At 61.5% G+C, this 22841-nt stretch carries 23 protein-coding genes; 11 read left to right on the forward strand and 12 right to left on the reverse strand.

Features of this window, described 5'->3' with window-relative positions; translation table 11 throughout:
• Positions 1 to 9: 9 nt before the first annotated feature.
• Positions 10 to 1386, reverse strand: coding sequence for a spinster family MFS transporter (locus tag QM596_RS02100; RefSeq protein WP_283307968.1), 1377 nt, complete (start codon positions 1384 to 1386; stop codon positions 10 to 12).
• A 52-nt stretch (positions 1387 to 1438) separates the two neighbouring features.
• Positions 1439 to 2314, reverse strand: a complete 876-nt coding sequence (locus tag QM596_RS02105; protein WP_052740988.1) for an SGNH/GDSL hydrolase family protein — start codon at positions 2312 to 2314, stop codon at positions 1439 to 1441.
• A gap of 137 nt (positions 2315 to 2451) precedes the next feature.
• Here QM596_RS02105 and QM596_RS02110 point away from each other — a divergent pair, with 137 nt between their 5' ends.
• The 3 genes from QM596_RS02110 (at position 2452) to QM596_RS02120 (ending at position 4836) form a co-directional block, all read left to right on the forward strand.
• The gene (locus tag QM596_RS02110; RefSeq protein ID WP_264613473.1) at positions 2452 to 3735 is read left to right on the forward strand and encodes a PucR family transcriptional regulator; all 1284 of its coding nucleotides are present in this window, start codon (positions 2452 to 2454) and stop codon (positions 3733 to 3735) included.
• Positions 3732 to 4031, forward strand: a complete 300-nt coding sequence (locus QM596_RS02115) for a hypothetical protein (RefSeq protein WP_133727255.1) — start codon at positions 3732 to 3734, stop codon at positions 4029 to 4031. The genes QM596_RS02110 and QM596_RS02115 overlap by 4 nt, the downstream gene beginning before the upstream one ends.
• 76 nt (positions 4032 to 4107) lie before the next feature.
• Positions 4108 to 4836: a YdcF family protein gene (locus QM596_RS02120; protein ID WP_019745734.1), complete on the forward strand. Its 729-nt coding sequence runs from the start codon at positions 4108 to 4110 to the stop codon at positions 4834 to 4836.
• Between the two features lie 73 nt (positions 4837 to 4909).
• Here QM596_RS02120 and QM596_RS02125 read toward each other — a convergent pair whose 3' ends face one another.
• The 4 genes from QM596_RS02125 to QM596_RS02140 form a co-directional block, all read right to left on the reverse strand.
• Positions 4910 to 6517, reverse strand: a complete 1608-nt coding sequence (locus QM596_RS02125; RefSeq protein ID WP_133727415.1) for a DHA2 family efflux MFS transporter permease subunit — start codon at positions 6515 to 6517, stop codon at positions 4910 to 4912.
• Positions 6518 to 6622: 105 nt separating this feature from the next.
• The gene (locus QM596_RS02130) at positions 6623 to 7081 is read right to left on the reverse strand and encodes a MarR family winged helix-turn-helix transcriptional regulator (protein WP_020971103.1); all 459 of its coding nucleotides are present in this window, start codon (positions 7079 to 7081) and stop codon (positions 6623 to 6625) included.
• Positions 7082 to 7152: 71 nt separating this feature from the next.
• Positions 7153 to 7584 carry a MarR family winged helix-turn-helix transcriptional regulator gene (locus tag QM596_RS02135; RefSeq protein ID WP_019745731.1) on the reverse strand — a complete coding sequence of 144 codons (432 nt, stop codon included), beginning with the start codon at positions 7582 to 7584 and terminating at the stop codon, positions 7153 to 7155.
• Positions 7585 to 7729: 145 nt separating this feature from the next.
• Positions 7730 to 8398: a DsbA family protein gene (locus QM596_RS02140; RefSeq protein ID WP_283307969.1), complete on the reverse strand. Its 669-nt coding sequence runs from the start codon at positions 8396 to 8398 to the stop codon at positions 7730 to 7732.
• 139 nt (positions 8399 to 8537) lie between these two features.
• Between QM596_RS02140 and QM596_RS02145 the strand changes: the two genes are divergently transcribed.
• Positions 8538 to 9365, forward strand: coding sequence for a helix-turn-helix domain-containing protein (locus QM596_RS02145; protein WP_019745729.1), 828 nt, complete (start codon positions 8538 to 8540; stop codon positions 9363 to 9365).
• On the opposite strand, the gene QM596_RS02150 is transcribed toward QM596_RS02145, so the two are convergent.
• Both QM596_RS02150 and QM596_RS02155 read right to left on the reverse strand, forming a co-directional pair.
• On the reverse strand, positions 9352 to 10347 hold the full coding sequence (locus QM596_RS02150; RefSeq protein WP_283307970.1) for an ABC transporter substrate-binding protein: 996 nt from the start codon (positions 10345 to 10347) through the stop codon (positions 9352 to 9354). The two genes, QM596_RS02145 and QM596_RS02150, sit on opposite strands and share 14 nt — an antisense overlap.
• 6 nt (positions 10348 to 10353) lie before the next feature.
• A complete protein-coding gene (locus QM596_RS02155) occupies positions 10354 to 11748 on the reverse strand; it encodes an MFS transporter (protein ID WP_133727252.1) in 1395 nt (464 codons plus the stop codon).
• Between the two features lie 119 nt (positions 11749 to 11867).
• Between QM596_RS02155 and QM596_RS02160 the strand changes: the two genes are divergently transcribed.
• Positions 11868 to 12530 carry a TetR/AcrR family transcriptional regulator gene (locus tag QM596_RS02160; RefSeq protein WP_283307971.1) on the forward strand — a complete coding sequence of 221 codons (663 nt, stop codon included), beginning with the start codon at positions 11868 to 11870 and terminating at the stop codon, positions 12528 to 12530.
• A 6-nt stretch (positions 12531 to 12536) separates the two neighbouring features.
• Here the strand turns inward: QM596_RS02160 and QM596_RS02165 are convergent, their stop codons facing one another.
• Positions 12537 to 13757 carry an SfnB family sulfur acquisition oxidoreductase gene (locus QM596_RS02165; protein WP_283307973.1) on the reverse strand — a complete coding sequence of 407 codons (1221 nt, stop codon included), beginning with the start codon at positions 13755 to 13757 and terminating at the stop codon, positions 12537 to 12539.
• Between the two features lie 98 nt (positions 13758 to 13855).
• Here QM596_RS02165 and sfnG point away from each other — a divergent pair, with 98 nt between their 5' ends.
• Entirely contained in the window at positions 13856 to 14980 is a 1125-nt protein-coding gene (sfnG, locus tag QM596_RS02170) for a dimethylsulfone monooxygenase SfnG (RefSeq protein WP_020909446.1), read from the forward strand.
• Positions 14981 to 14992: 12 nt separating this feature from the next.
• On the opposite strand, the gene QM596_RS02175 is transcribed toward sfnG, so the two are convergent.
• A complete protein-coding gene (locus QM596_RS02175; RefSeq protein WP_232816845.1) occupies positions 14993 to 16519 on the reverse strand; it encodes an aldehyde dehydrogenase family protein in 1527 nt (508 codons plus the stop codon).
• A gap of 127 nt (positions 16520 to 16646) precedes the next feature.
• On the opposite strand from QM596_RS02175, the gene QM596_RS02180 reads away from it, so the two are divergent.
• Entirely contained in the window at positions 16647 to 17789 is a 1143-nt protein-coding gene (locus QM596_RS02180; protein WP_007730792.1) for an acyl-CoA dehydrogenase family protein, read from the forward strand.
• A gap of 9 nt (positions 17790 to 17798) precedes the next feature.
• Positions 17799 to 18491: a GntR family transcriptional regulator gene (locus QM596_RS02185; protein WP_019745722.1), complete on the forward strand. Its 693-nt coding sequence runs from the start codon at positions 17799 to 17801 to the stop codon at positions 18489 to 18491.
• 9 nt (positions 18492 to 18500) lie between these two features.
• Here the strand turns inward: QM596_RS02185 and QM596_RS02190 are convergent, their stop codons facing one another.
• Positions 18501 to 19121: a TetR/AcrR family transcriptional regulator gene (locus QM596_RS02190; protein ID WP_019745721.1), complete on the reverse strand. Its 621-nt coding sequence runs from the start codon at positions 19119 to 19121 to the stop codon at positions 18501 to 18503.
• Between the two features lie 116 nt (positions 19122 to 19237).
• Here QM596_RS02190 and QM596_RS02195 point away from each other — a divergent pair, with 116 nt between their 5' ends.
• From QM596_RS02195 to QM596_RS02205, 3 genes are all read left to right on the forward strand, one after another.
• Positions 19238 to 20107, forward strand: coding sequence for an oxygenase MpaB family protein (locus QM596_RS02195; protein ID WP_283308755.1), 870 nt, complete (start codon positions 19238 to 19240; stop codon positions 20105 to 20107).
• A 104-nt stretch (positions 20108 to 20211) separates the two neighbouring features.
• Positions 20212 to 21351: a serine hydrolase domain-containing protein gene (locus tag QM596_RS02200; RefSeq protein WP_020971091.1), complete on the forward strand. Its 1140-nt coding sequence runs from the start codon at positions 20212 to 20214 to the stop codon at positions 21349 to 21351.
• Positions 21352 to 21500: 149 nt separating this feature from the next.
• Complete coding sequence (locus tag QM596_RS02205) at positions 21501 to 22595, forward strand: GGDEF domain-containing protein (protein ID WP_283307974.1); 1095 nt, start codon at positions 21501 to 21503, stop codon at positions 22593 to 22595.
• Positions 22596 to 22604: 9 nt separating this feature from the next.
• Here the strand turns inward: QM596_RS02205 and QM596_RS02210 are convergent, their stop codons facing one another.
• Positions 22605 to 22817 carry a helix-hairpin-helix domain-containing protein gene (locus QM596_RS02210; protein WP_020971089.1) on the reverse strand — a complete coding sequence of 71 codons (213 nt, stop codon included), beginning with the start codon at positions 22815 to 22817 and terminating at the stop codon, positions 22605 to 22607.
• Between the last annotated feature and the right edge of the window lie 24 nt (positions 22818 to 22841).

Below are 22841 nucleotides of genomic sequence, written 5' to 3' on the forward strand. Positions count from 1 at the left end.
ACTCCTGGGTCAGGCCTGGCTCAGCTCCGCTTGCATACGCGCGGCGTCCTTGCCGACAGTGCGAGTGGCCAGGTAGATGAATACCGCAGTGAGCGCCAACATGATCGGCACGAGATACATGGCCGAGTTCAACCCGTCGCCGGCGTACTGAGCCAACTTCCCGGTACCGGCATCGGCAAGCGCACGCTTGGCGAACCAGTCCGAAATCGCGCCCACGGCAACTGGTCCCGAGAATCCGCCGAGAAGATACATGGCAGCGAAGAACAACGCCGTCGCAGTGCCTCGGAGCCTGGGAACCACGACGTCGTGAATGGCAGGGTAGACGCTGATGTAGAAGCCGTAGGCCAACAACCACCCGGCCGAGAACAAGAGCGTGAACATCACGACGTTCCCGCCGTGCTGCAACAGTGCCAGTGCCGTCAAAGGTGCTGCCAATGCCGAGGTTCCGACACCGATCATCAACCGTGCGCGCGGTGAGCGTGCGCTGGCCTTGTCAGCGTAGCGAGCGCCGAGAAGCAATCCGATGAGGCCCGTGATTCCGACGATGATGCCGGTGACCGATGCCGCAGCAGTCAGTTTCAGGTGGTACTGGCGCATCAGAAGCGGGACGACAAACGAATTCACTGCGTAGGCGGCGAAGTTGAACGTCAGTCCGGCAAGGATGAGCCAACGAAGCGTGGGAATTGCGAGCAGACGACGGATCGGACGGGTGATCGGTGCCTGTGAAACAGCGGCTGCGCGGGCCTCCGGACTTTCGGAACCACCACGAACCGGATCTGCCATGCGGTAGAGCACGACTGCCAGCAGGACACCGGGAATCGCCGCGAGGAAGAACGGTGCACGCCAGCTGTCGAATGCCTCGGCGATCTTGCCGACGGTGAAGTAGGCGAGCATGAGGCCAATCGGCAAACCGAGCATGAAGATACCAAGTGCGCGTGAGCGTCGTTCTGCCGGGTAGATATCACCGATCATCGAGTTGGCTGCGGGTGTAAAGGTCGCTTCGCCCACACCGACGCCTAGACGCGCGAGGATGAACAGCACATAGCTGCCGGCGGCACCGGTTGCTGCCGTCAGTCCGCTCCACACCAGGAGTCCGATCCCGATGATCTTGGGACGGTTCTTCGTGTCGGCCAACCGGCCCAGAGGCAGACCTGCGACTGCGTAGACGAGGGTGAATGCAGAGGTGATCAATCCCAATTGCAAGTCGCTGAGCGAAAACTCGTTCTTGATCGGCTCGGCAACGACCGAGGGGATCGCCCGGTCGAAGAAGTTGAGCATGTTTGCGAGAAACAGTGCGACGAGTGTGCCGCCGAGAAGTTTGTCGCGTGTTCCGACAGGGGCGCCGTCGATGGACGGCAGCGGCGGAGCGTCTCGTTGAATTGACATGATTGTTCCACCCTTTTCGCGAGTGCTGAATGAATTGTGTTGGGGGAGAGGCTCAGGACAGAGCGTCGGCGACGGTTTTGCCGATCGCCTGCATCCCGGCCGCAGTGGGATGCAGTGGAACCGCCGGCTGGGTAGGGACGATTCCGGTGTAGTAAGCAGTGGCAGGGTCAGTGCAGATGTCATGCCCGGCAGTGGCTTCGGTGATGTCGATGTACTCGACGCCGTGACGGGCCGCCGTTGCTGCCATGACCGTGTTGCCGTAGTCGATCACACTCTGGAGATAGTCGGCGTCGCGCGGCCAGAACGGCTGGGTGCCGGGGCATCCGTCAGCGGCGATGTATGTTCCGTATCCGATCACGACGATGCGCGCCGAGGGCGCTCGGTCGCGAACCGATTCGAGCATGGAACTCCAACCTGCGGAGGCATTTTCGACCAACTGTCGCTGTTGGTCGACGCCGCCTGCGGTGAACTTGTCACGGCAGGACGTTCCGGTGGGTTCGGGGAGAGGATTTACGCAGCTCAGAACTGTCGGGAACAACGAGATGTCGTTGGCGCCGATTGTGATGGTGACGAGGTCGGTATCGGGCCCCAATGCTGTTTCCTGCGGCGGTACTTGACCGGAGAACGTCGATTGTGCGGTGTCCGTGACGTTGGCGGATCGCGCCGACGAGCAGGTCACATCCGTGAGGTGAGCGTCGAGTCTTTGCGCCACCACGGAAGGGTAGTTGTCGAGTGATCGTAGGCAGCCCGGCGCCGATGAATCTTGTTCGGCGACCAGCGGGCCGGCCGCCGCGGAATCGCCGAGAGCGACGTATTGGATGGGGCTGGCATGCGTTTCGGCATGTGACACACCGGTCCCGAGTGCCGCGATCGAACCGGCAGCCACGACGCCTGCCAGAATGGCTGCGCTGTGCGTTTTCCACGTCACTCGAGGCTCCTATTTGGTCGAAGGTGGGACTTCCAGGTACGCCGCTGATTGTGAATTCGAGAGTGGCGTGGGTTACATAGTGATAGGAAAAAGGCAGGTCGGCCTTGTGGTGGCAATTCAATTCTGTGGAGGGTTTTGTGTCAGGAAACAAAGATCTGCCGCTCGAACCGATAGTGGTTGGCGGCAGATCTCTAGCCGACCGATTGGCGCAACGCACCCATCCGCTGGTCAATGCGACGGTCGATCTGGTCCACCGCGACGTCACCTTCTACCGGTTGCTTCCGGACGAGGCGTTGCGTAACGACGTGACGACCATCGTGAGGCGAAATTTGGAACTGTTCATTTCGATGCTCCGGACGGGCGCAGATCTGGCGCCCGAGTTGCTCGCCGACATCAGCGAATCGGCTCGTCAACGGGCGCAGGAATTGGTTCCGCTCAGTGAGGTACTGCGCGCATATCACCTGGCAGCAGGGTTGTGGTGGGAGACGATCAGCCAATGGGCGGTCCCGGAAGACGGTGTTGCACTTGCCCGCACCGGACGACTCCTGAATGCATACACCGCGGCCTCCACGTCCGCGGTTCTTGCCGGCTACGGTTCCGACCACGCCACCCAGACGGACGAGGATTCGGCGCGAAGGTCCCTGTTCGTAGCACTTTCGACGGGTGTCGACGTGGATCGGGTCTCCGACGAGGTGGGGATCAGGTTGGCGCGCCTGTACTGGGTGGTGGCTCTGCACGTCGAGCGGAATGACGACGAGTCCTCGACCGAGGTGGACACTGCCGTCGCCGAGCGGAGGAAGGTGCGCCACCTGCAACGAGAGCTCGATCAGGTGGGGCGTGACAAAGCCCTCGGGGTGCTCGGGAGCAGCGGCGGAGCCGTACTGATTCCCATTGTGGAATCGGAACCCGCAGAGGGAAACTGGGCGTCGAGTCCGCAGTATTTGTCATTGTGTCGACGTTTGGGTGATCTCGAGAAGGTCATCGGTGCATCGACGGTTGCCGCTGTACACGTCGCGGCGCCCACGGCAATTCCAGCGGCCGTCACGCAGGCGCGCGAGGTGCTGAACGTTGCCCGAAAGTACGGACGCACCAGTGGGGTCGTCCGTCTCGAGGATCTTGCAGTGGAGTATCAACTGACCCGCTTCAGTGCTGCGCTGCCGATACTCGCAGATGTGTTGTTGCCGTTGGAGTCCGATAGCGCGGTACTCGAGACGCTCGAATCTTTCATCGACTCCGGATTCGATCGAGCCGCCACCGCCCGGCAGCTACACGTACATCCGAACACAGTGGTGTACCGCCTGCGAAAGGCGAGTTCCCTGACGGGACTTGACCTGTCGTCTCCGAAGGATCTTGTGCAAGTCACCATGGCGCTGGGAGCGCGTCGAGCAATCGGTATGGAGGCGGACTCTTCCCAAACGTGATGCGTCTGTGGTTCTCGGTGAACGAGCCGGAGGGCTGGCGATCGGGTGGGGAGACATGGCCAGGCGCCGTATGTCGGGCCACCCACACACGGTTCGGGTGGTCCGCCCGTCGAAACCCGGCAGAGCTTGTCGGTTTCGCGAACCCTGAATTGATCTTCGACACCTCGGCCGGGACGGGGCGGGCGAGAACACCTGGATGCAACATCGTGATCTGTAACGACGAATTGTTGCCGTTCCGCGTTGTCAACCTTCTCGGTGACTCTGCTGCTCAGATAGGTAATGCGGCGGGCGCGTAGATTCGAGATGCTGGTAGATGACGGTTTCGAACCCGAATTGTTGCCCAATATTTATGTTTAGTCTGTGTGACGGTCAGTGAACAGTAAATTTGAGTCAAATGATGCAACCGTGGCGAAATGTTCGCTACCGTGTGCTGGACAACCGACAATCTGGGGGTTCGGCTACATGGCAAATGTTCGCAGGTCTGTGACGAAGGGATTGATCGCTGCTTCGGTGATCGCCGCAGCTGGCGTGGGCCTTTCGCCGGCGACAGCGAGCGCCGACATCACACCGACCACGGTCGTCAACGGTATCTTGTCGACTGTCGGCGGCTGCCAGACGCCGGTGCGGTCTCTCATCCTTGCGTGCACGGGTGCTGAGACGCTGACGCGCCAGTCGCCCGTGCTGCTCGACCTCAACCCGGTGGGTACCAACATCGTCGTCTTGGGCGCCGGCCTCTTCGACGACGGCACGATGCGTCCGATGCTGGTCGACCGACTTCAGGCGGCGCTGCAGCTGGCTCGTCAGTACCCGCAGTCTCCGATCATCACGAGCGGTGGGGCGCCGAAGGCCGGAGTGACGGAAGCCAGGGCGATGCGCGAGTGGCTCGTCGCCAACGGCGTCGACCCGGGCCGGATCACCGAAGAAGGAACGTCGTGGTCCACGGTGGAGAACGCGCTCAACTCTGCGCGGATTCTCGCCGATCGAGGAGCAACGGGCGTGGTTGTGGTTTCGAGCGCCAATCACGTGGAACGCGCGATGGTGGACTTCCGGGTTGCAGTTCTCGGCCGGATCCCGGTCGCAGGCGTGATCGCTGCGACCTGACGCACCCAGCTGCCCATACAGTTCCGCGTACCGCCGGAATCACCCGGACGGTACGCGGAACTGTTTCTGGGTGCTACTTGCGTCGTTGCAACTCGTCGTCACCTTCGGTCAGAAGCGCAAGTTCGGCATCGACGGCGTCGGAATCGATCTCACCGGGAACGGCGATCTTCGCCAGGAGTTGCTCGTCACCACTTTCCGTCCGAAGCGCCTTCTCCCTGATGAAGGCGATCGCGATCAGACTCAACAGAGCCAGGATTCCGGCGATGAGGAAGACCCGTGCGGTGGCATCGCCGTACGCAGCGCGGACCACATCCTGGATCGCTTCGGGTAGTTCGTTGAGGTTCGACAGCCCTGCGCCGGATCCTCCGGACGCACTCAGATCGACCCCGATTGCGCTGAGTCCCTTGGTCGTAAGATCTGCAACGTGAGTGGAGAGCACTGCGCCGAGGACGGACACGCCTGCCGCGCCGCCGAGTGAGCGGAAGAACGAGACCGTCGAACTTGCGGTGCCGAGATCGCTAGGCGCGGCGGTGTTCTGAACTGCGAGAACAAGATTCTGCATCACCATGCCCATCCCGGCGCCGAGCACGAAGAGGAACAGTCCGACCCAGAACATCGGCGTCGCGTGATCGATGGTCGAGAGGAGGAAGAAGCCTGCCGACATTGCGACGGCACCGGCGATCAGGAAGCCCTTCCAGCGCCCGAACTTCGTGATCATTGCCCCGGACAGGCCGGCGGAGAGCATGGAACCGATCACCATGGGCAGTGTCAGAAGACCTGCGGCAGTGGGAGAGTAGCCGCGGGCAATCTGGAAGTACTGACCCAAGAACACTGCTCCGCCGAACATTGCGACGCCGACGGCGATGCTTGCCAGCGTCGCCAGCGTGGTAGTCCGATCTCGGAAGAGGCGGAGCGGAATGATGGGTTCCTTGACCTTGCTTTCCACCCACAGCGCTGCGGCGAGCAGCACCACGCCGAGTCCGACGAGGAAGAACGACATCGCAGAAGCCCACTCGAAGTTCTTACCTGCCAAAGTGACCCAGATCAAAAGAGTGCTGACACCGGCGGCAATGAGGGTTGCACCGACGTAGTCGATGCTGACGTCCTTCTTGACGATCGGGAGGTTCAACGTACGCTGCACGACGATCAATGCGATGACTGCCAGCGGCACGCCGACGAAGAACGTCCAGCGCCAGCCGAGCCAACTAGTGTCCACGATCAGGCCGCCGATCAGCGGGCCGGCGACTGTCGCGACGGACATGACGGCTGCGATCGGTCCCTGGTATCGACCACGCTCACGCGGGCTGAACATCGCCGCGATCACGATGATCACGAGGGCTTGCAATCCGCCGAGGCCCAGTCCCTGAACAGCGCGGAAACCGATCAGCATGCCGACCGATTGCGACATGCCCGCAAGGATCGAGCCGATCGTGAACAGCGTGATGGACAGCTGGACCAACAGCTTCTTACTCACCAGATCCGAGAACTTGCCCCAAATGGGAGTTGTTGCGGTGGAAGCCAACAGCGTTGCCGTCACGACCCAGGTGTACTGATCCTGGGTGCCGTGTAGTTCGGTGATGATGGTGGGGAGTGCATTCGAGACGATCGTCGACGACAGGAATGCGACGAACATGCCGAGTAGGAGCCCGACAAGTGCCTCGATCTTCTGCTTGTGGGTCATCGGCGCATCGGTCGATGACTGAGATGGTGGAACGTCGGTAGACGTGAAAGAACTCATGAATGTCCTTGCATCGGAGAATGATTCGATCTGATCGTGCAGCGTCGGTCAGTGCGCCGCGTGGGACTCTGGGCAGGTCGAGCGTCGTAGTCGATCGAGTGCACATGCGACGTCGACGGCGTCCTCTTCGGTCCATCCGTCGAGATGGTCGATGAGTCGCTGCGCCTGGGCGCGACGATGGAAGACCAGGGTCTGGACGCCGAGTGGAGTCAAGGACAGGAGCGATGCCCGTCCGTCGTCCGGGTCCGGTCGCCGCTGAATGTATCCACAAGATTCGGCGTGTGTGATCTGTCTGCTCAGCGTCGAGACTGTCACTCTCAACTTTTCCGCCAGATCCGTCGATCTCGTGGAATCTGCGGCCGACAACTGCGAGAGGAGGGCGCCCAGTGGGTCCGGCAACATGCCGGGGGACAGTTGGCGTGAGCCGGTCGACGAAACCTCGCGGTGGCGCCGGACGAGGGCGCGAAGGTTGTCGAGGATTGCCTCGGCACTGTCGTGAGTGATCACGGCCACCCCCTCCAATAGTTGATATTTGCAACTATAGATCAAGTTGGTTGCACTGCACAACTACTTTGTTGTCAGTCCTCGGAACTGCCCAGTCGGTGCAGCAAGGCCGTCAGCGTGGTGATGTCGTCAGTTTCCCATTTTGCGAGTCGGGCGCGCCAACGATCGATCTGATGATTGCGGATCGTCGTGAGCTTCGTCCGAGCCTCAGGGGTCAGGGTCACCAGCTTCGCGCGAGCGTCGTCGGGGTCGGGGATCCGTTCCACCAGGCCGAGCCGAGCTGCGGCATCAATTTGCCTGGTCAGGGTGGACTTCTCGATATCGAGCGTGGAGATCAGGTCGGACATCCGCACGGCATCGGAACGGTTCAGGATGACAAGAACCGGGTAGAGCGCCGGATCGAGTTTGGGATGAATTGCACGCGCATAGGTGCGCGCCTGGGCGCGTCCTCGTTGCCACATGTCGGCAAGTTCCATCTCCAGGCCCGTGATCGGATCTGAAACCACTGTCGTTCCCCTTTGGTGCGATTCGTTCGGTGTTCATCAAACCAGAAGGGGGGCCGGAGTGATTTGGGTGAAGTCACGCTGAGCGAAAGGTACGTTCGGCGTACTGAAGGCGCTGAACGTACCTTTCGCTCGGAAAGTGGGTGGGTCAAGCCACCGCATACGCCCGCACGCAGGTGTTCAGGTCGCGGGTGAGATCGGCTGCTGTACTGGTCGGAGAACCGAATTTCACGACGGACCCGTCGCTCCCGTGGAACAACAGCGTCGGAAACGAAGTGGCGCCGAGCCTGCGTGCCCGGACGAAATCGGCGCGGGCGGCGTCCTTCGAATCTGCGGTGAACAGGGAAGACACTGCGGCAGATGGGTCGAGCCCGAGCGATTTCGCTATGGCGCGGTAGGTCTCGGGATCGGAGAGGCTGCGACCGTCTCGGTAGAACGCGGTCTGCATGGCCTCCGCGATGTCGAGTGCGCGTGTCGGATCCTCTGTGCGAAGCGCGGCGAGTCCGATCGCAGCATCCGTCGAATCCATGACGAACCGCCCGTCAGACACCAGTTGTGAATATCCGTCACCGAAAACGGCGCCGGTCTGGGCTGCGATGGTGGCGTTGGCTGATTTCAGGTACGGAGCCGAAGACATGGGTGCGACGCGTTCACCGGTGAACAGACCGCCGCTGACCACGGACAAGTCGATGGAATCGGCATTTTGACGGACGAACTCCGTCAAAGCAGGGCCGAAGCCGAAACACCACCCGCAATAGGCGTCGAAGACGTAGGTGAGTTGCGTCGTGCCTGCTGTTTTCGAGCCTGTCGATTGCACTGTTGATTCCTATCCGAGCGCGAACTGATTGATACTCTGACGGTATGTCGCATTCGGGTATTCGGTCACGGTGAAGATGAGTCCCGAACTAGTGAAAAACAGACAAGTACCCGTCCGGGACGTCGGGTACGCGTCTTCGGTGGCTGACGCGACCGAGATCGAAGTACTCAGCCTGGACACCATTCGCATCAACGGGGGTAGTGCAGAGTTCGTCGGCCCCCAACGCCCGCAGTTTCACTTACTCGCGCTGGTGACCGAGGGTTCGGCGCTACACACCATCGACTTCGTCAACTACGCGGTGAGCCCGGGGACCGTGTTCTGGGTCAGACCGGGGCAGGTGCAACAGTGGGGGCGAATCCAGGATTTCGAGGCGATGGTTGTTCTGTTCACACCCTCGTCGCTCGATGCCGTCAGCCAGCAGTTGTTGGACGGGAACGCTCACAGTCGGCAGGCAGCGTGGCAGTTGTCCGGCGAGAACCTCGAGACCATCAGCACAGGTATGAAACACCTGAACTTGAATTACGGTTGTCCGGATACTTCTGCGCCGGTCGTTCGCGCGGCCATTCTGCGGCACACGTTGACGGCAATTCTGTTGAAACTGACCCACCTCGGTGGACAGGAGCAGAGTTCCGTGCTGGCACACAATGACGTGTTCGAAAGGTTTCATGCCGTTGTCGAACGTGACTTCGCCACGGTCCGTTCGGTTTCGGAGTACGCCAACAAGATCGGGTACTCCGAGAAGACTGTATTGCGGGCTACCCGAGCCGCGGCCGGAATGACGGCAAAGCAGTACATAGATCAGCGTGTGGTGCTCGAAGCGAAACGTCTGCTGTCTTTCGGCACGGACACGGTCACCCAGGTGGCGTCGAAGCTGGGGTTCGACGATTCTGCGAACTTCACAAAATTCTTCGCCACCCGGGTGGGTGTTTCTCCGCTGACCTTCCGTCAGGACGTCAGAGCGCGCTGAACGCCGCCCATCGTGCGTCGGCGCTGTCGAGGGTTCCGATGCTGTTCTGCCCCTTGCCATGTGCGATGCCGTCCAGATCCTGGATGATCCAGTAGATGGCAAAAGGATGGCTGCCGAACCAGAGATCACCGCTGACGTCCAGAGCGTGCGCCGGGTCGGGTGTCAGGTTGTCGAACAGTGGAGTGTTTCGCACGATGGATGCGTCGTACTGCTGCCCGGAAAGTACGGCGACGGTCTGCGCCGCATGCTCGGGTAGGAGTTCAGGTGAGACGGGCGAAATCGTGCCGGTGTCTTGATTGTTGGTCGCGTTGACTTCCGGTGCCGGCCTGGTGAATCCGGCCTCGGTGACCAGTGTGGAGATGGGAGTGGTCGGTGGCACGGTGAACAGGTTTCCGCTGTAGCCGAGAAGGATCGCAAGGCTCTGGCCGGCAGCCGCGGACTTGACGTCTTCGAGGCCGGATTCCAGCTTTCCGATCATGGCGGTTGCTTCGCTGCCTCGATCGAGCTGTGCCCCAGCTTGTTCGAGCACATCACGCCACGGCGCCGAGTACGGGAGGACCAAGGTTGGCGCCACGGAATTGATCTGCGCGAACAGGCTCGGTAGTGGACCGGCATTGCTCATCAGGATCTCATCGGGTTCGACGGACGCGATCTCTTCGACTGCGGGGTTGGCGAAGAAAGTCGGCTTGTCGAGAACTTCGACGCCCTGCTCCCGCAGAATCGACTTGGCGACGTCCGATCGCAGGGTGCTGTAGACGACGGTGGGCTTCACGCCGAGTGCGAGTGCACTCAGCCCCGCGTACTCGTCGAGCGCGAGAATGCGCTGCGGTGAGGCCGGAACTTCGACGGTGCCGAGTTCGTGTGTGACGGAGCGAGTTGCAGAAGCGGTTTCGGACTCGGCGGAGCTGCTGCACGCGCTTGCGCCGGCAACGGTGAGGAGAAGCGCCGAGACGATGCCGAATGCGGTTCGGGTGGTGAACATCTGAGGTCAACGATCCATTCGTGGGAAGAAGAAGGACAGGAGGGTGCCGGCCAGCAGTAGGCCGGAGCAGACGAAGAGGGCTTGGGAGTATCCGGAAACCAGTGCTTCGGTCGGTGCGCTGTCCGAACGCGCCGTCGAGGAAGCGGCGACGCTCACGAGAACGGCTAGTCCGAGTGAACCGCCGATCTGACGCGATGTGCTCAGTAGCCCTGATGCCATGCCGACTTCTTCGGGGGGAGCGTCGGCGGTGGCGACGTTACTGAGCGGCATGAACGACAGACCGATGCCGATGCTTGCCAGAAGCGAAGGCACCAGGATGACGGCCCAGAAGGGACTGTCGAGGTTCATGGTCGAAAACATGAAAGTCCCGATTGCGGCGACTGCTGTTCCGACTACGAGCAGCGGTCGAACTCCGTAGCGCGGAAGGAGTTTGGTGGACGCGAGGATGCCGATCACCAGGCCGAAGCAGAAAGGCAGGAAAGCCAGACCGGTGGTGGTCGGTGAATAGCCCAGCCCGCGTTGCAGGAAGAGTGAGACGAAGAAGAACGCGCTGAACTGGGCCGCACACACCAGGCACATGATGGCGTTGGCCAGTCCGATTCGGGGTCGAAGCAGGGTGGACAGTCGTACCAGTGGTGTGGCGCAGCGGCTTTCGACTACGACAAAGGCAGTCAGCAGGGCGACCGTGAGTGCGAATCCACCCAGCACGTAACCCGAAGTCCAGGAATGTGATTCCGTGGCGATCACTGTGCCGACAAGGGCGGTGATTCCGGCCGTCGCCAAGATGGCTCCGGGGAGATCGAGGGAGCCACCTCGGGCGGCTTGGCCGGCCGGCAGGCCACGGGCACCTGCGACCGCGGCGATCAGGGCCACCGGTGCGCCGGCGAACATCACCCATCGCCAACTGAGCCCTTCGGTCAAAATGCCGCTCAGGACGACACCGAGTGCGCCGCCCAGTGCTGATGACATTGCGCCGATGCCGAATGCCTTGGCCCTGGCGCGTCCGGTGGGAAAGGCCTGACTGAGGGCGGCGAGCCCGGCCGGCGCGATCAGTGCAGCGCCGACGCCTTGAAGCGCCCGAGCTCCGACAAGCATTTCGGCGGACACGGAGAAGGTGCCGACGATGCTGACGAGGGCGAACAGCAGAAGCCCGGAAACCAGAACTCGACGAGTGCCCATCACGTCGCACAGACGACCGCCGAGAAGCAGCAGTCCACCGAAGGCGAGGGCGTACGCGTTGACGACCCAGGACAACCCGGCGTCGGAAAAGTTCAGCGATTCCTGGATGTCTGGCAGCGCGACGTTGATGACCGACATGTCGAAGGCCACCAGGAACTGCGCTGCCGCGGCGGCTGTGAGGACCAAAGCCGGTGCGGCTACCGCTCGAGTTGTCGTTGTCATTGCAGGTACCTAATTTATATACGCGTTCTCATAAGTAGTTAGGTTTACCTTGCTGACGACTGAGATGCAAGGGGTTCCCCGGGCGAGAGCGTCGTAGCAGGGGCGCGCACAATCGACGGATGGCCGAAAAGATGGAACCGAGATCACCGCGGCTCGGACGTCCCCCGACGATCACGTCGGTGCAGATAGTCGACGAGGCGAAACGGCAACTCCAGTCCGGCGGCGCCGACGCGTTGAGCATGCGCGCGTTGGCGAAATCGCTCGGCACCACGCCGATGGCGCTGTACCGGCACGTGGGCGACAAGGAACAGCTGATCAGTGCGGTTCTCGATGTGTACTCACAAGATCTCGGCGCGCTGGTCCTGCCACAGGATCAGGTCGAACGGCTTCGCATGATCTTCACCGCGATCTTCGAAACGCTGGCATCGGAGCGCTGGATCATCGAGTTGCTTCAGCGAGGTGGGCGCGGCGGGGGCGGCGCTGTGGTCTTGGTCGATCGGGCCATGGCCGCGTGTGTCGAACTCGGGATGTCGCCGCGCCGCGCACTGTTGGTCTATCGAGCGCTGTGGAACTACACACTCGGTGCACTGCTCAACATCTACGACACCACCACACGACCGGAAGGCAGTGTGTCACCTCTCGCGGTCAAGATCCGAGAAATCGGTCCCGAGAAACTGCCGGTACTCAGTGAGGTGCTCGAGGACTGGCCGGGAGGGACGACGACTGAGAGTTACCTGGAAGGTCTCGAGGTCTTGATCAGCGGATACACAAATTCCGACTGAGAGTGATTACAACAGCCCGTGCCTCGGTGGGATTGTCCCCGACAGCGTCCAGCGGCCGATGTGTTGGACCTTCCACCTCGTCGGATCGTGCAGGGTGTGTGTGCGTGCGTCACGCCAGAATCGCGAGAGGTTCGCTGATTCGCCCGCGCTTCTGGTGCCACCGATCTCGAACAGCGTGCTCGTGGCCGCCAATGACGCTCTGGCACCGACCACTTTGGCAGTTGCAGCGTCGATGGATGCTCGGGCCGTGGAGTCCTCGGTGGGATTACGACGCGCCACGTCGATCGATCGCGCCGCTTCCGCCAAGAGGGATCTGGCAGCGCGAACCTCGATTGCCGCTTCGCCGGCGAGTTGAACGAGCAGTGGATCCTCCACCGCTGTATCGACTTTCGCCTCGAAGAAGGGACGCGCCTTTGCTGCGAGTTTCACGGATTCACGCAATGCGGCCGACGCTATGCCCGTGTCGATCGCGGCGTGCAGAATCTGGGCCTGTGCCCCGTAGGTGGTCGGGTGAGTGAACAACGATGTGAAGGGTACGACGTTGAACCGCGGCACCGACACGGATTCGAGTGTCACGGTTCCGCTCGCAGTTGTCTTCTGCCCCATGCCGTCCCAGTCGTCGACGATCGACAGTCCGGGAGTATTCCGGGGTAGGTAGACCGCGGATTTCACCTGTGCGCCGGTCTCGGTGAACTGATCCGCATTGGCGGCACGCACCACGATCCAATCTGCGAAAAGCGCTCCTGTGCAATAGAATTTTCGACCTTCGAGCACAAAGTCTTCCCCGTCGGGGGTGAGAGTGGTGCCGTCGATGTCGATGGTCTTGTTGCCGCGCTCGCTCTGGGCGTTGGCGAACTGCTTACCCGACAATGCTTCGCCGTAGAAGAACTGCTTCTGCTCGTTAGACCCCTGGTGCCGGAGCGCTTCCAGGAAAGTGAAGTGGCTGTGCGGAATCTGCGCGATGCTGGGATCGCCCTCGGCGAGTAGGCGAAAGACCTCGGCCAACGTCTCGGTGCTCGCGTCGATGCCACCGAACTCCTTCGGCACCGAGAGTCCCAGCAGACCGGACTGCGCCAGGGTGCGAACCTCGTCGTGGGGGAGGAGGCGCTGCGCATCGCGGACGCCGGCACCTGCCGCGAACTCGTCGGACAGCTGTGACGCTACCGAGAGCGCCTCGTCTTCACTGGTGATGCGGTGCGCGATCTCCTGAATGTCCACAGCAGTCATGCTGCCACCGTTTCACAGTCGCAGCACCCACCCAACACTTACAACCTGTGTGATCTCTACCCTGGAAACCCCCGGGAACTGCATGTTTGCTGGATTTCATGTCTACTGAACGTATCGCCGACGAGATCAAGTTCGCCTACTGGGTGCCCAATGTCAGTGGTGGTCTGGTCACCTCCGACATCGAGCAGCGGACCAGCTGGGACTACGAGTACAACAAGAAGTTGGCGCAGACCGCCGAGAACAACGGCTTCGAGTACGCCCTGAGTCAGGTTCGTTACGAGGCGAGCTACGGTGCCGAGTTCCAGCACGAATCCACGAGTTTCAGCCTTGCACTGCTCCTGGCCACCGAGAAGCTCAAGGTCATCGCCGCCGTGCATCCCGGACTCTGGCAGCCGGCAGTGTTGGCAAAACTGGGCGCTACCGCTGACCACTTGTCGAACGGTCGATTTGCCGTCAACGTCGTCAGTGGTTGGTTCAAGGACGAGTTCACTCATCTGGGCGAGCCGTGGCTCGAGCACGACGAGCGCTATCGGCGTAGCGCCGAGTTCCTTCAGGTTCTTCGGAAGATCTGGACCGAGGACGACGTCGATTTCCGCGGCGACTTCTATCGCATTCACGACTTCACGTTGAAGCCTAAGCCTCTGAACACTCCGGAGCGACCCAATCCCGAACTGTTCCAAGGTGGTAACTCGGCGGCAGCCCGTGTGAACGCCGGTCGCTATTCGGATTGGTACTTCAGTAACGGCAAGGACTACGACGGCGTCACCGAACAGTTGGTCGACGTCCGCCGTGTTGCTCGCGAGAACGATCGTGAGGTCAAGTTCGGGCTCAACGGGTTCATCATCGCCCGCGACACCGAGGCCGAAGCAAAAGACACGCTGCGCGAGATCATCGCCAAGGCGAACCGTCCCGCAGTCGAGGGATTCAAGAATGCAGTCCAACAGGCCGGTGCGTCGACTTCCTCCAAGGACGGAATGTGGGCAGATTCGACATTCGAGGACTTGGTTCAGTACAACGACGGCTTCCGCTCACAACTGATCGGCACGCCGGAACAGATCGCCCATCGGATCGTCGAATACCGCCGTCGCGGTGTCGATCTGATTCTCGGCGGATTCCTGCACTTCCAGGAAGAGATCGAGTACTTCGGGGCCAAGGTGCTCCCGCTGGTTCGTGAACTCGAAGCAGCCGACAGTGACGAGCAGGTGCTCGTCACCGCCGGCTGATCGCCTGGCCTCTCAGGACTTTGCGTGGCGCTTCGCCAGCATCCAACGAGAGATCTTCATGTCCCGAGCTTTTCGTTCGATGGTCAGCAGGTCCAACGGAGCGCTGAATTTCTGAACGGCCAGTGATTTCACACTGCTGAACTCACGCAGCCCATCGGCTCCGTGGATACGCCCGAACCCGGAATCGCCGACCCCGCCGAACGGCAGGGCGGCGATTCCGGCGAATCCGAGAACCGAATTGACCGTGACGACACCGCATTCGAGCTTCTCGGCAATCGCTCGACCCTTCGACGAACTCTTGGTGAACACCGAGGCGCCCAAGCCGTACTTCGACGCATTGGCACGCTCGATCCCCTCGTTCATGTCGGCGACCTTGTTCACCACGACGCTCGGGCCGAACGTTTCCTCGGTGATCGCCGTGGAATCCTCCGGAACATCCGTCAGGATGATCGGATCGATGAACGGACCGTTGAACGAATCAAGTCCGCCGAGTACAGCTTTCGCGCCGCGACCGAGAGCGTCTTCGATCTGGCCTCGGACTATCGCAGTCTGCTTTCCCAGCGTCATCGGCCCGTAGGTCGAGCTGTCGGTGGCGCCGGCGTGGGCGTCCTGAAGCGCGGCGGTGAGCTTGGACAAGAAGGCGTCGTACACGGGCGCTGCGACGTAGATTCGTTCGACGCCGGCACAGGTTTGTCCGCCGTTGCCCACTGCCCCGAATGCAGCGAAGCTCACGGCCGCATCGAGGTTGGCGTCGGAGTCCACCAGCATGGCGTCCTTGCCGCCGCATTCGGCGACCAGGGGAGTGAGGGTGTCCGCGCAGGCGGCCATCACGCGCTTTGCGGTAGCCGTCGAGCCGGTGAATGCGATCTTGTCGACACCGGACGAACACAGAAGTGCACCGGTTTTTCCGTCACCGGTAATGGTCTGCAGGACAGGGTGTCCGGGTGCGGCGATGTTCCACAGCCGGGCCAATTCGACGCCGACGCCTGGTGAGAGTTCGCTCGGTTTGAAGACGACAGCGTTGCCGGCGGCCAGTGCGTAGCCGATCGAACCCATCGGTGTGTACAGCGGATAGTTCCAGGGGCCGATCACACCGACGACGCCCATCGGCCGGTAGCCGACGGATGCAGACTGGTTGGCGCTGATCAGTCCTGCACCGACGCGTCTGCGGCGCAATACTTTCTGTGCGTTGCGTGCCGCCCAGTCGAGATGTTCGACGGCCAGCATGACTTCGAGAAGGGCGTCGTCGCTGGGTTTTCCGGTCTCGGCGGAAATGATCGCCGCCATCGATTCGGCGTGAGTTGCGATCGCGGCGCGGAAATTACCGAGCACCTTCCGGCGGCCTTGGAATCCGAGTTGATCCCACCACTTCGACGCCGTGCGTGCTGCGGCGACCGCTTTCTCGATCTCTTGCTGATCTGCAATGGGGTGCTGCGCGACCACGGAATCGTTGCGAGGGTCGAGGCTCGCGAAGGTGTGATCGTCCGTTTTCGGATCTGTCGACGTGGACGTGCTCTGGCGGCCGAGCTGTTCTGTCATGTTCTTCAGATCCTCCACATGTCGGTGCATCACATATATGTGATGTGATTTACTGTGCTGGTAGTCACAGTATGCGTCGGACCGGGCTCCGACAAGCCTCCAGCCTCATCTCACTCGGGAGTTTTCGATGTACATGGATTTCACGCAGGAGCAGTCTGATTTCGCCAAGTCGGTAGCGTCGTTCTGCAAGAAGGAAAGTGGTACCCGTGAGCAGCGAGACCTGCTGACCGATCATGGCGCCCACAACCACAACCAGGCGTTCTACGAGAAGATGGCGGAATTGGGATGGCTCGGGCTGACCGTCCCGGAGGAATACGGCGGATCTGCCGGAAGCACGGTCGACCTGTGCATCTTCCTTGAGGAAGCCGCCAAGGGCATGGCGCCGATCGGTGGACTGGGCCCGACCGTCATCACCGGGGCTGCATACGAGAAGTTCGGCAGTCCGGCCCAGAAGGAGGCAGTGCTCGGCGGGATCGTCCGTGGCGCGTCTCAGTCGATCTCGATGTCCGAACCCGAAGCGGGCTCCGACGTGGGAAATTTGAGTTGCCGCGCCGAGAAGGTCGACGGTGGGTGGCTGATCAACGGCCAGAAGACGTGGTGTTCCAACGCGCACTTCGCCGAGAACATCCTTCTGGTGGCTCGCACATCCCGAGGTGAAGGCAAGCATGAGGGTCTGACGATGTTCCATGTCCCGGCCGACATCTCCGGATTGAAGATCAGTGGAATCGACACCATGGGCGGCAAGGAGGTCAACGATCTCTACTTCACCGACACATTCCTGCCCGAGGACGCGGTGGTTGGTGAAGTCGGCAACGGCTGGCGTCAACTCATGGCCGGACTCAACATCGAACGCCTCATCCTCGCGGCGATGATGCTCGGGACCGCGCAGCGCGCTTTCGACGACACCCTCGAATTCGTCACCACGCGTAAGCAGTTCGGCCGTCCGGTCGGATCGTTTCAGGCGCTTCGCCACCGGATCGCGGATCTCGCCACGGAGATCGAATGCGGCCGTCTGCTGGTCTACAGCGTTGCCAGAATGGTCGACGCCAACCCGACCAAGATGTTCCCGCGGGAAGCGTCGATGGCCAAGCTGAAGCTGACCGAGACCGCCAAGAAGGTCGCGCTCGAGGGGATGCAGATGATGGGTGGGTACGGTTACGCGACTGAGTTCGACATGGAGCACCATGTGCGAAAGACTCTTGTGTCCTCCATTTATGGTGGTACCAACGAGATTCAGCGAGACATCATCGGCAAAACGTACGGACTGTGAGGATCGGTTGTGGCAACGTCTGCACGCACTCGGAGGGCGACATCTGAGCTGAGGAGACGGCCACAGTTGTCGGAGGACGTGGCCAACCACGTTCGTAACCTGATCATGTCCGGCGCTGTGCGTCCGGGCGAGTTCGTCAGATTGGACGAAACCGCGGCCGACCTCGGTGTCAGCGTGACGCCGGTGCGAGAAGCCCTCGTCGCATTGCGCGGCGAGGGAATGGTCGAGTTGGTTCCGCATCGCGGCTATCTCGTCTCGCCCCTCAGTCGCCAAGACATCGAAGACATCTTCTGGTTGCAGGGGCAGATCGCAGTCAAGCTGGCTTTGCGGGCGATGGACACCATCACAGCTGATCAACTGGTGGAACTCACGGAACTCAACGCCGATTTGCGAGCGGCGGTCGACGCTTCGGATGCAGCTGCGATCGAGCAGTGCGAATTCGAATTCCACCGCTTGATCAATCGCGCTGCGGGTGGTGCGAAGCTGGCATGGTTCCTGTTCGGCGCGATTCGGTACACCCCTGCTCGTCTCTACGCGACGGATCCAGGCTGGGGTGAGCTTGCGGTATCGAGCCACGACGCTTTGATCGAGGCGTTCGAGAAGCACGATCGAGAACAGGTGGACGCGCAGATGAGTCTGCAGTTCTCCGACGGCGCTGCTCGACTTCTCGCTCACCTCGACAACATCGGGATCTGGGACTGAATCAGGAGCTCAAGACGGAGGTAGGGCGGGAGCGAGCAGGATCGCTGCACATTCGGCGACCAGTTCTTCTTCCGTCACGTCGATGTATCCGTCCAGCCATGCACTGAGGGTCTGCGCCAGGCCGCCGACCAGGAAGGTTGCTGTCAGCGTCAAGTGGCCGCTGTCGTTCAATCGGTAGAAGGTCTTGGCGTTGGCGGCCAGGAGACCGATGAATATCGTCGTCGACGCTCGTCGTTTCTCGGCCAGGACAGGGCTCGTCAGGGCGCTGGAGAACAGTAGACGTCCGCGACGGGGATCCTGCGCGATCGTGCGGACGATGTTCGCGATTCCGGCGAGCGCCTTGCCTCGTTCGGTCTCGGCGGCGTCCACCGCGGCCTGGGTTGAAACGGCGATGTCGGTGATGACGGTGTCGTAGACGGCCGACATCAGAGCATCACGATCGGTGAAGCTCTCGTAGAAGTACCGCGCCGCGACACCGGCCTTCTTGCACACTCCGCGGACCGTCAGTTCGGGCTCGGCGGAGCCCATGAGTTCCAGACCGGCCTCGATCAGCGTCTCTCGTCGTTGGGCTACGCGGAGCGCGCCGTCGACGCCACCGTACGAACGCGGTTGGTCATTCATGAAGACCATCTTTGCATCCCGAGATTGCTTGACATCTCGGCATTTCGGCGTTTCACTCATCTGAGAACATGCGTTCGCAGATATCGACTCGAAGGGGTTCTGCCATGACGGTGAGTAGGGATTCGATGGACGGGCGCGAGGAAGCGGTGGCAGGCGGCATCGGAGCGGTCGGCGTCCAGGCGGTCGACATCGACGCCGAGGTCGAAAAGGCGATGTCCGGGCTCGGACTGTTGGCCGCAGGCGCCAACGTCATCATGCAGTTGGCGCGCCCGGCGGTGGGGTACGGCGTGTATGAGAGCAAGGTCGAGACGGGTCGGTTGGATCGGCATCCGGTGAAGCGAACCCGGACGACGCTGACGTATCTAGCCGTCGCAAGCCTGGCGACGGACGAAGAAAAGAAGCTGTACCGACGCGCAGTCAACGGCTCTCACAAGCACGTTCGCTCCGATGAGAACAGCGCGGTCGAATACAACGCGTTCGATCCCGAATTGCAGTTGTGGGTAGCCGCCTGCCTGTACCGAGGCTTCGAGGACGTCTACAGAATCTTGTACGGGGATCTCGATCCGGTCACCAAGGATGCGTTCTATCAGCGAAGCGCCACGTTCGGTACAACCCTTCAGATGCGACGCGACATGTGGCCGGCGGACCGGGATGCGTTCGAGGTCTACTGGAACGAGAACCTCGGCAAGGTGGCGATCGACGAGACGATTCGTGGGCATCTCTACGGGATCGCGTCGGCGACCTTCACGCCGAAGCCGTTGCATCCCGTGGTCGGTCCGCTCAACCGATTTGTCACCACCGGGTTCCTGCCCCAGGCCTTTCGTGACGAAATGCGGCTCCCGTGGTCAGCGCGTCAGCAGCGTAACTTCGACCGATCCATGCGGGTCGCCGCGCTGGTCAATCGGTTCAGCCCGAAGATTCTGCGGATGTTCCCCTACAACTTCTATCTCTGGGATCTGCGTCGGCGCATCGCCAAGGGAATCCCGTTGGTCTGAGCCGACTCTGACACTTGAAGTGATTGACACCACAGGTGAATCGGACACATACTCGACATAGTTGAAGTTGACGTCAAGTTTTAACTTTCCTGTGGAGGCTGTCAGTGGCGAACATCGAAGGCGTATGTGACCAGCGATTCTCTGGCTTGAAGGAGGCGCTGGCACGCAATCTCGATTCCGGCGAGGACGTCGGGGCAGCGATCGCACTGACGATCGACGGCGAATCCGTCGTCGACATGTGGGGCGGTTGGGTCGACGTCGAGCACACTGCTCCTTGGGCCCGCGACACCGTCACCAACGTCTGGTCCTGCAGCAAGACCGTGACCGCACTGGCCGCGCTCATGCTCGTCGACCGCGGGTTGCTGGATCTCGATGCCCCGGTCGCGCAGTACTGGCCCGAGTTCGCAGCAGCGGGTAAGGACCGTATTCAGGTCCGGCAACTGTTGTCGCACACTTCGGGTGTTTCGGGGTGGGATCAACCGTTCACCTTGGAGAACATTTGCGACGACGCGTACGCCACAGCCCGGTTGGCGACGCAGGCTCCGTGGTGGGAGCCGGGTACTGCATCCGGATATCACGCCCTCAACTACGGCCACCTGATCGGCGAGGTCGTCAGGCGCATCGACGGTCGAACCCTCGGCCGCTTCATCGACGAGGAAATAGCCGGTCCGCTCGATGCTGATTTCCGCCTGGGCTTGCCGAAGTCGGAATACGGGCGAGTCTCGAATGTGATTGCGCCACCGCCTTTGCCGATCGACATCGCGGCACTCGGGATGGACAACATCATGGTGAAGACCTTCACCGCACCGCCGGCCGACGCGACAGGTTCGTGGACCGACGGGTGGCGAGCCGCCGAGATCGGTGCGGCCAACGGTCATTCGAATGCGAGGGCACTCGCAAGGATCCAATCGGTGATCGCCTGCGGTGGCAAGGTCGGTGACGTTCGCCTGCTGTCGGAGGAAACGATCGACAAGATCTTCGAGGAGCAGTCGTACGGGGTCGACCTCGTCCTCGGTGTGCCGGTCCGCTTCGGCGTCGGATTCGGATTGCCGACGCCCGAGTCCGTCCCGTTCATTCCGGAGGGGCGAATCTGCTTCTGGGGAGGTTGGGGTGGCTCGCAGATCATCATCGACACCGAGAAGCGCATGACCTTCTCGTACGTGATGAACAAGATGGGGCCGGGCCTGCTCGGTTCCGAGAGATCGGCGCAGTACGTATCGGCTGCCTACGACGCACTGAGCTGATCGACCGATTCAAATCCGGCAGAACGGTTTGTTTGTCTGTCGCCGCTGACTATGCTGCCGGATATGCCAGTGTGCTCCGGGGGGAAATCAGCTTGTCCGCTACGTCGAAGTATGCCCGAAAGTTGCAGACCTGCATCGGCTGACCGGCGATGAACGGTTTCGTCGAAGTTGTCATGCGCTGGTGGCAGTTGCCGGACCAGTTCCATAGTTTCAGCAGGTACCTCGAAGATCGTGGGTTCTTGACTTCCTGCCGGGCGCTGGTCGGCGGAACGGCACTCTGGATGGGGTTGGTGCTGCTGTCGGCGCGATTCAGTGACGTCGGTCCGCAAGGTACGTTCTGGCGAGCGGTCAATCTGACGGTTATCGTGTTGTGCCTCGGCGCTGCCCTGATCTGGTGGCTGTTTCCGCCGACGCCGCTGTGGTCGTACACCTTTGTCGTGGGTTCCGACGCTGCGATTGCGGCGGCCGCCGCAACCGACTCGGAACCGCTGGGTCGGCTCATCGCGTGCGTCGTGTTTGCGTCGATCGGCGGCTATATTGCGTTCTTCCACAATCCGAAACTCCAAGTCGGTCACTTGGTCTTCGCCTCGATGGTCACGGTGTTTTCGGGGTGGACTTTGTTGTTCGGGCCAGCAGCGGACGTCGGCTTGGGGTTGGCGAAAATCGCGGTCGTGATGGCCACCATCATTGTGATTCCCGTGGTGTCCCAAATTGTCTTGGCAGTTCTGGGATCTGACGCCACTACTTCCGACATAGACCCGTTGACCGGTCTGCTCAACCGTCGCGGACTTTCGCGTCGGGTGAAGGATCTGATGGGGCCTCCGGTGACAGAGGCCGACGCGGTTCTCGTGGTGGTGATCGATCTCGACCGATTCAAGACGATCAACGACGTTCACGGCCACGACGTGGGGGACAGCACGATCCTGCGAACGGTGCTGCGTATTCGCCTGTGGACAACCAAAGCTGCACTGACCGCCCGCGTGGGTGGTGACGAGTTCGTCGTGGTCGAGCGGGTGCCGGTCAGCGTGATAGCGAGGCTGGAAGGACAGATCCGCTCGGCAATGGACGGGGCGACCGATGATCCACCGACGAGCGCGAGCATCGGAATGGCGGTCCGGACCGCGCCCCGGCATCCGGGTGAGTCGGTCGACGAAGCCTTTGCCGAACTCTTCCGCGTCGCGGACTCGGTGATGTACGAAGCGAAGCGCGAAGGTGGCAACCAGGTTCGGGCGAGCCTGGTCTGATGTGAGAGTTCAGTCGGCGAAGCTCAGGCCGCGTTCGGCGAGTGCTTCACGCAGAATCCTCAGAGCCTTCGGTCCCATCCCGTGCAGAGCGCCGAGTTCCTTCTCGGACACGGACGTCAATTGCGCGAGGTGGGTGTAACCCGCTCCGATCAGCGCGCGCTGTGCGGGAGCTCCCGTTTTCGGGAAGTCGGTTTCCACTGTGCCCGGATCCGGTTCTGTCACTGGCCAACTCCTCCGTGTGGGTTT

This window comes from Rhodococcus sp. IEGM 1406, assembly GCF_030056745.1.
GTDB classification, from domain to species: domain Bacteria; phylum Actinomycetota; class Actinomycetes; order Mycobacteriales; family Mycobacteriaceae; genus Rhodococcus_F; species Rhodococcus_F erythropolis.

What these genes read in the sequence shown, in the direction of transcription:
- QM596_RS02100 (WP_283307968.1), bottom strand. Translation starts at nt 1,386, where the DNA reads ATGTCAATTCAACGAGACGCTCCGCCGCTGCCGTCCATCGACGGCGCC.
- QM596_RS02125 (WP_133727415.1), bottom strand. Translation starts at nt 6,517, where the DNA reads ATGACCCACAAGCAGAAGATCGAGGCACTTGTCGGGCTCCTACTCGGC.
- QM596_RS02150 (WP_283307970.1), bottom strand. Translation starts at nt 10,347, where the DNA reads ATGTTCACCACCCGAACCGCATTCGGCATCGTCTCGGCGCTTCTCCTC.
- QM596_RS02155 (WP_133727252.1), bottom strand. Translation starts at nt 11,748, where the DNA reads ATGACAACGACAACTCGAGCGGTAGCCGCACCGGCTTTGGTCCTCACA.
- QM596_RS02160 (WP_283307971.1), top strand. Translation starts at nt 11,868, where the DNA reads ATGGCCGAAAAGATGGAACCGAGATCACCGCGGCTCGGACGTCCCCCG.
- QM596_RS02165 (WP_283307973.1), bottom strand. Translation starts at nt 13,757, where the DNA reads ATGACTGCTGTGGACATTCAGGAGATCGCGCACCGCATCACCAGTGAA.
- sfnG (WP_020909446.1), top strand. Translation starts at nt 13,856, where the DNA reads ATGTCTACTGAACGTATCGCCGACGAGATCAAGTTCGCCTACTGGGTG.
- QM596_RS02175 (WP_232816845.1), bottom strand. Translation starts at nt 16,519, where the DNA reads ATGACAGAACAGCTCGGCCGCCAGAGCACGTCCACGTCGACAGATCCG.
- QM596_RS02180 (WP_007730792.1), top strand. Translation starts at nt 16,647, where the DNA reads ATGTACATGGATTTCACGCAGGAGCAGTCTGATTTCGCCAAGTCGGTA.
- QM596_RS02190 (WP_019745721.1), bottom strand. Translation starts at nt 19,121, where the DNA reads ATGGTCTTCATGAATGACCAACCGCGTTCGTACGGTGGCGTCGACGGC.
- QM596_RS02195 (WP_283308755.1), top strand. Translation starts at nt 19,238, where the DNA reads ATGGACGGGCGCGAGGAAGCGGTGGCAGGCGGCATCGGAGCGGTCGGC.
- QM596_RS02205 (WP_283307974.1), top strand. Translation starts at nt 21,501, where the DNA reads ATGAACGGTTTCGTCGAAGTTGTCATGCGCTGGTGGCAGTTGCCGGAC.